The sequence below is a fragment of the Massilia sp. P2_C2 genome (genome assembly GCF_056404615.1).
On sequence record NZ_JBFUDR010000053.1, the window covers coordinates 21465 to 27747 of the forward strand.

Sequence of the window (6283 nt, forward strand, 5' to 3'; positions counted from 1 at the left end):
TGTATGTTGCTCGTCGTATTTAGAATGGCTTGACGACCACCAGGATCACGATCGCCAGCAACAATAAAACCGGCACCTCGTTGAACACGCGGAACCATTTATGGCTGCGCGTATTGACGCTGCGTTCGAACTTTTTCAGCAGCGATCCACACGCATGATGGTAGCCGATCACGAGGATCACGAGCGCCAGTTTTGCGTGCAGCCAGCCCCCGTTGATGCCGAAGCCCAGCCACAGCCACAGGCCCAGCAACAGTGCCGGCACCATCAGGATCGTCGTGAAGCGGTACAGGCGGCGCGCCATGCCGAGCAGGCGCTCGATCGCGGCCGGGTTGCTTTCCTGGGCCAGGTTCACGTAGATGCGCGGCAGGTAAAAGAGGCCGGCGAACCACGAGGCGATGAAGATGATGTGAAAGGCCTTAACCCAAAGATACATGCACAATCCCTTGTAACGGACGTTGGCGGTATGTTGGCATTACGCGTGGGCGGAGGGCCGCCCACCCTACGGTAGGGTGGGCTCCCCGAGCCCACGCGAAAGCCGTCGAAACGCAAACGTTATGTGCGTACCTCGCCGTGGCCGAACACCACGTACTTGAGCGACGTGAGCCCTTCCAGCCCGACCGGCCCGCGCGCATGCAGCTTGTCGTTCGAGATGCCGATCTCGGCGCCCAGGCCGTATTCGAAGCCGTCGGCGAAGCGCGTCGACGCGTTGATCATCACGGAGGCCGAGTCGACCTCGCGCAGGAAGCGCATCGCGTCCGTGTAATCCTCGGTGACGATGGCGTCCGTGTGCTTCGAGGAATACGTGTTGATATGCTCGATGGCCGCGTCGATGCCGTCGACGATCTTCACGGCGAGGATCGGCGCCAGGTATTCCGTGCTCCAGTCCTCTTCCGTCGCGGGCACCAGGTGCGGATAACCCTGCAGGATGGCCAGCGCTTCCGGATCGGCGCGCAGCTCGACTTCCTTCGTCGCGTACAGTTCCGCCAGTTGCGGCAGCACGGTCGGCGCGATGGCGCGTGCCACCAGCAGCGTCTCCATCGTGTTGCACGTGCCGTAGCGGTGCGTCTTGGCGTTCATGGCGATCGGGAGCGCCTTGGCGATGTCGGCCTTCGCGTCGATGTAGACGTGGCAGATGCCGTCCAGGTGCTTGATCATCGGGACGGTCGATTCCTTCATCAGGCGCGCGATCAGGCCCTTGCCGCCGCGCGGGACGATCACGTCCACGAACTCCGGCATCGTGATCAGGGCGCCGACGGCGGCGCGGTCCGTCGTCTCGACGACCTGCACGCCGTGTTCCGGCAGGCCGGCGCCGCGCAGGCCCTCGGCCACGAGGGCGGCCAGCGCGCGGTTGCAGTGGATGGCTTCCGAACCGCCGCGCAGGATGGCGGCGTTGCCGCTCTTGATGCACAGGCCGGCCGCGTCGACCGTCACGTTCGGGCGCGCCTCGTAGATGATGCCGATGACACCCAGCGGCACGCGCATGCGCCCCACCTGGATGCCGGTCGGGCGGAATTTCAGGTCGGTGATCTCGCCGATCGGGTCGGGCAGCGCGACGATCTGGCGCAGGCCGTCGACCATCGTGGCGATCGCCTTGTCGGACAGCGCGAGGCGGTCCAGCAGCGCGGGCTCGAGGCCGGCGGCGGCGGCCGCTTCCATGTCGCGCGCGTTGGCGGCACGCAGGCTGTCGGCCTCGCGCTCGATGGCGGCGGCGATCAGGAGCAAGGCCTGGTTGCGGGTGGCGCTGTCCGCGCGCGCCATCGCGCGCGAGGCCGCGCGCGCCTGGCGGCCGATTGTGTGCATGTAGTCGGTGATGTCCATCGTGCTTCGTCCGTTGCGGTTGCCCGCGTCAATTAAATTCATGCGTAGGGTGGGCACCCCTGTGCCCACGCGAACGTCAATGTGTCGCAAACGTCACGCGTGGGCACGGGGTGCCCACCCTACGTTCGCGGTGATTCACGATGCGACTTTCAACGCCAGCTGCAACATCGCATCCCACGCATCCCCCGCGAACTGCTTCGCGCGCAGGCCCTTGACCATCTTGTCGACCTGCGCCGCCTGCTGCAGCGCCGCTTCCAGCACCGGCAGCGAAATCCGCCGCAGCGCCGGCTCCATCATGCGCTCGCGCGGGCCCCAGATGCGGTATTCCTTCAGCAGCGCACCGAGCGGCCGTCCCTGCGCCATCCCTGCCTTCAATTTTAGCAGCGTGCGGATTTCCTCGGAGACTGCCCACAAAACCAGCGGCAACGCCTCGCCCTCGCCTTTCAGTCCTTCCAGCATGCGCACCAGGCGCGCCGGGTCGCCGGCCAGCATCGCTTCCGACAATTTAAAAACGTCGTAGCGCGCCACGTTCAGCACGGCGTCATGCACCTGCTCGTAGGTCAGCTTGCCCGGCTCGTACAGCAGGCCCAGTTTCTGGATCTCCTGGTGCGCCGCCAGCAGGTTGCCCTCGACGCGGTCGGCGATGAAGTCCAGGCTCTGGCGGTCGGCGCTCTGGTTCTGGCTTGCTAAGCGCGTGCCGATCCAGCCCGGCAGCTGGGCGCGTTCCACGTTCGGGATCTCGACGTAGACCGCGGCCTGCTGCAGCGCCGCCACCCACGATGCCTTGGCCGTTTGCCAGTCCAGCTTCGGCAGGGTGATCAGGGTGAGGTTGTCGGGGTTCAGGTCCTTCGCGTAGTTCTGCAGCGCGGCGCTGCCGTCCTTGCCGGGCTTGCCGCCGGGGATGCGCAGCTCGATCAGCTTCTTGTCCCCGAACAGCGACATGGCCTGGTTGGCGGCCAGCAGCTCGCCCCATTTGAAGTTGCGCTCGACCGTGAGCACGTCGCGCTCGGAATAACCCTGCGCGCGTGCGGCACGGCGGATCCGGTCCGCCGCCTCCAGGGCGAGCAGATGCTCGTCGCTGGTGATCACGTACAGGGGCGCGAGCCCCTTGGCGAGGTGCCCGTCGAGCGCCTCAGGCCGCAACTRCATGCTGTTCTCTCTTCCTTATGCCTTGACCGGCGGCTTCATGGAAGCCAGACGGCGGATGATCTGCTGCACCAGGTCCGCCTGCATGTCGCGGTACAGCAGCCCTTCCTCGGATTCCTTGGCCAGCACCTGGGTCTCGTCGAACGCCATGTTCCGGCGCAGCGAGATCTGCGTGGGCGGTACGAGCTCCGCCCCTTGCGCGTCACGCACGGTGAACGACATCGTGTACGTCAGCAGGTATTCGCGCACCCGGCCCAGGCTGTTCAGCGACAGGATCGATTTGTTGCGCGACTCGCCCAGCAGCACGAATTGCGCCTCGGCGTCCGTCGCCTTGTCGGCGATGACCACCTGGCCGGTCGCGCGCAGGTTGCGCTTGAGCTCCGTGCCCAGCGCCGACGTGTCGGCAAAGCCGAGGTAGATGCTGTGGAACGGCATCGTGTAGCTGCCGTTCGAGCCGCGCATCTGGAAGCCGCAGCCTGCGATGGCAGATGCCACCAGCAGGGCCGCAGCCGCGCGCACCGCCAACTTCCTGGTCAGGGCGCGCATGGCTTACACCACGATGTTGATCAGTTTGCCGGGGACGACGATGACTTTCTTCGGCGTGCCTTCGACGAACTTCTGCGCGGCTTCCGACGCCAGCGCGGCCGCTTCGATGGCGGCCTTGTCGGCCTCCTTCGGCACCTTCACCGAACCGCGCAGCTTGCCGTTCACCTGGATCATCAGCTCGATCTCCGCCTGTTCCAGCGCGGCCGGGTCGACTTCCGGCCAGGCCACGTTCAGGATATCGCCGTATTTGCCGGCATAGCCGAGTGCCTGCCACAGCGCGTGCGTGATGTGCGGCGCGACCGGGTTCAGCATGCGCAGGAAGATCGACAGGCCTTCCGTGATCACGGCGTCGGATGCCGGCCCCTCGGACAGCTTGGCCGACTCCAGCGTATTCAGCATCTTCATGCAGGCCGAGACGACCGTGTTGTACTGGATGCGCTTGAAGTCGTAGTCGGCCTGCTGCAGCACCTTGTGCACTTCGCGGCGCAGCGTTTTTTGATCAGCATCCACCGGAGCGCCGGCCGGCGTCCCTTGCTGCTGGCCGGCCAGCGCGGCGGCCACGCGCTCGCGCTGGGCAAAGCCGAACGCCCAGACGCGGCGCAGGAAGCGGCTCGCGCCTTCCACGCCCGACTCCGACCATTCCAGCGTCTGCTCCGGCGGCGCGGCGAACATCGTGAACAGGCGCGCGGTGTCGGCGCCGTACTGCTCGATCTGCGCCTGCGGGTCAATGCCGTTGTTCTTCGACTTCGACATCTTCTCGGTGCCGCCGATGACGACCGGCTGGCCGTCTTCCTTCAGCACCGCCGATTGCGGACGGCCGCGCTCGTCGAACGTCAAGGTGACGTCGGCCGGGTTGTACCACGTCTTCTTGCCGGAAGCGTCTTCGCGGTAGTAGGTCTCGTTCAGCACCATGCCCTGCGTGAGCAGGTTGACGAACGGCTCGTCGAATTTCACGAGGCCGAAGTCGCGCATGACCTTCGTCCAGAAGCGCGCGTACAGCAGGTGCAGCACGGCGTGTTCGATGCCGCCGATGTACTGGTCCATCGGCATCCAGTAATCGTTGCGGGCCGGGTCGACCATCGAATCGTTGGAACCCGGCGACGTATAGCGCATGTAGTACCAGGACGAGTCGATGAACGTGTCCATCGTGTCGGTCTCGCGGCGTGCGGGCGCGCCGCAGCACGGGCAGTCGACCTTGAGGAACGCCTCGTGTTTCTTCAGCGGGTTGCCGGAGCCGTCCGGGACGCAGTCTTCCGGCAGCACGACCGGCAGGTCCTTCTCGGGAACCGGCACCGTGCCGCATTTCTCGCAGTGGATCATCGGGATCGGCGTGCCCCAGTAGCGCTGGCGCGAGATGCCCCAGTCGCGCAGGCGGAACGTGACCTTCTTGTCGCCCAGGTCCTGGTTCGCGAGGTCGCCGGCGACGGCGTTGACGGCCGCCGTGTAATCGAGGCCGTCGTACTTGCCCGAGTTGACGACGGTGCCGCGCTCCTTGTCGCCATACCATTCCTGCCAGCCGTCCAGCGAGAACGTCTCGCCTTCGCTTGCTATCACCTGCTTGATCGGCAGGTCGTATTTTTGCGCGAACGCGAAGTCGCGCTCGTCGTGGCCCGGCACGCCCATCACGGCGCCGTCGCCGTACGTGATCAGCACATAGTTGCCGACCCAGACCGGTACCTGCTCGCCGGAGATCGGGTGCGTGACGAACAGGCCGGTCGGCATGCCCTTCTTTTCCATCGTCGCCATGTCGGCTTCGATGACGGAACCCTGCTTGCACTCGGCGATGAAGGCCTGCAGTTCCGGATTGTCCTTGGCGGCGTGCTGCGCCAGCGCGTGTTCCGGCGCGACGGCGCAGAACGTGACGCCCATGATCGTGTCGGCGCGCGTCGTGAAGACGTACAGCTTGCCCTCGTTGATGAGCTCACCCTGCTCGTCCATGATCACGTGCGGGAAGGCGAAGCGTACGCCGGTCGACTTGCCGATCCAGTTGGCCTGCATGATGCGCACGCGCTCCGGCCAGCCCGGCAGTTTATTTTCGACGTAGTCCAGCAGTTCGTCGGCGTAGTCCGTGATGCGCACGTAGTACATCGGGATCTCGCGCTTTTCCACGACCGCGCCCGAGCGCCAGCCACGGCCGTCGATGACCTGCTCGTTGGCGAGCACGGTCTGGTCGACCGGATCCCAGTTCACGGTGCCGGTCTTCTGGTAGATGATGCCCTTCTCGAGCATCTTGAGGAACATCCACTGGTTCCATTTGTAGTAGTCCGGCTTGCAGGCGGTCATTTCGCGCGACCAGTCGATCGCGAGGCCCATCGATTCCATCTGGCCGCGCATGTGGGCGATGTTCGAATAGGTCCACTGCGCGGGCGGCACGTTGTTCGCCATCGCCGCGTTCTCGGCGGGCATGCCGAAGGCGTCCCAGCCCATCGGCATCAGCACGTTGTAGCCGTTCATCCGCAGGTAGCGGTACATCACGTCATTGATCGTATAGTTGCGCACGTGACCCATGTGCAGCTTGCCCGACGGGTAAGGCAGCATCGAGCAGGCGTAATACTTGCCTTTTGGGAAACGCGGATCGTTCTCGACGGCTTTATACGCGTCGATCGATTTCCAGTAGGCCTGCGCGGCCTGTTCGACTTCGGCTGGACTATATTTTTCTTGCATGATGTTCTGCGGACTGAAAGAGGTGAGCAGAACATTATATCGTGTCATTCGTCCATGGCGTGGGTGGACGGGCGACGTGATGGTGGGCACGGGGTGCCCACCCTACGGC

General features: G+C 65.0%; 5 protein-coding genes. All 5 read right to left on the minus strand.

Annotated features, from left to right (window positions below; genetic code table 11):
* Window positions 1-19: 19 nt before the first annotated feature.
* Complete coding sequence (locus tag AC1DYX_RS09100; protein WP_477258472.1) at window positions 20-433, minus strand: CopD family protein; 414 nt, start codon at window positions 431-433, stop codon at window positions 20-22.
* Window positions 434-552: 119 nt separating this feature from the next.
* The gene (locus tag AC1DYX_RS09105) at window positions 553-1818 is read right to left on the minus strand and encodes a glutamate-5-semialdehyde dehydrogenase (protein WP_477258480.1); all 1266 of its coding nucleotides are present in this window, start codon (window positions 1816-1818) and stop codon (window positions 553-555) included.
* A 135-nt stretch (window positions 1819-1953) separates the two neighbouring features.
* Window positions 1954-2967: a DNA polymerase III subunit delta gene (gene holA, locus AC1DYX_RS09110; protein ID WP_477258474.1), complete on the minus strand. Its 1014-nt coding sequence runs from the start codon at window positions 2965-2967 to the stop codon at window positions 1954-1956.
* Window positions 2968-2982: 15 nt separating this feature from the next.
* Window positions 2983-3510, minus strand: a complete 528-nt coding sequence (locus AC1DYX_RS09115) for an LPS-assembly lipoprotein LptE (protein ID WP_477258476.1) — start codon at window positions 3508-3510, stop codon at window positions 2983-2985.
* 3 nt (window positions 3511-3513) lie between these two features.
* Window positions 3514-6174 (minus strand): leucine--tRNA ligase, encoded by a 2661-nt coding sequence (gene leuS / locus AC1DYX_RS09120; RefSeq protein ID WP_477258478.1) that lies wholly within the window; start codon window positions 6172-6174, stop codon window positions 3514-3516.
* Window positions 6175-6283 lie beyond the last annotated feature (109 nt).

Excerpts from the sequence above, each read along its gene's own strand:
- AC1DYX_RS09100 (WP_477258472.1), bottom strand. The coding sequence starts at position 433 with ATGTATCTTTGGGTTAAGGCCTTTCACATCATCTTCATCGCCTCGTGG.
- AC1DYX_RS09105 (WP_477258480.1), bottom strand. The coding sequence starts at position 1,818 with ATGGACATCACCGACTACATGCACACAATCGGCCGCCAGGCGCGCGCG.
- AC1DYX_RS09115 (WP_477258476.1), bottom strand. The coding sequence starts at position 3,510 with ATGCGCGCCCTGACCAGGAAGTTGGCGGTGCGCGCGGCTGCGGCCCTG.
- leuS (WP_477258478.1), bottom strand. The coding sequence starts at position 6,174 with ATGCAAGAAAAATATAGTCCAGCCGAAGTCGAACAGGCCGCGCAGGCC.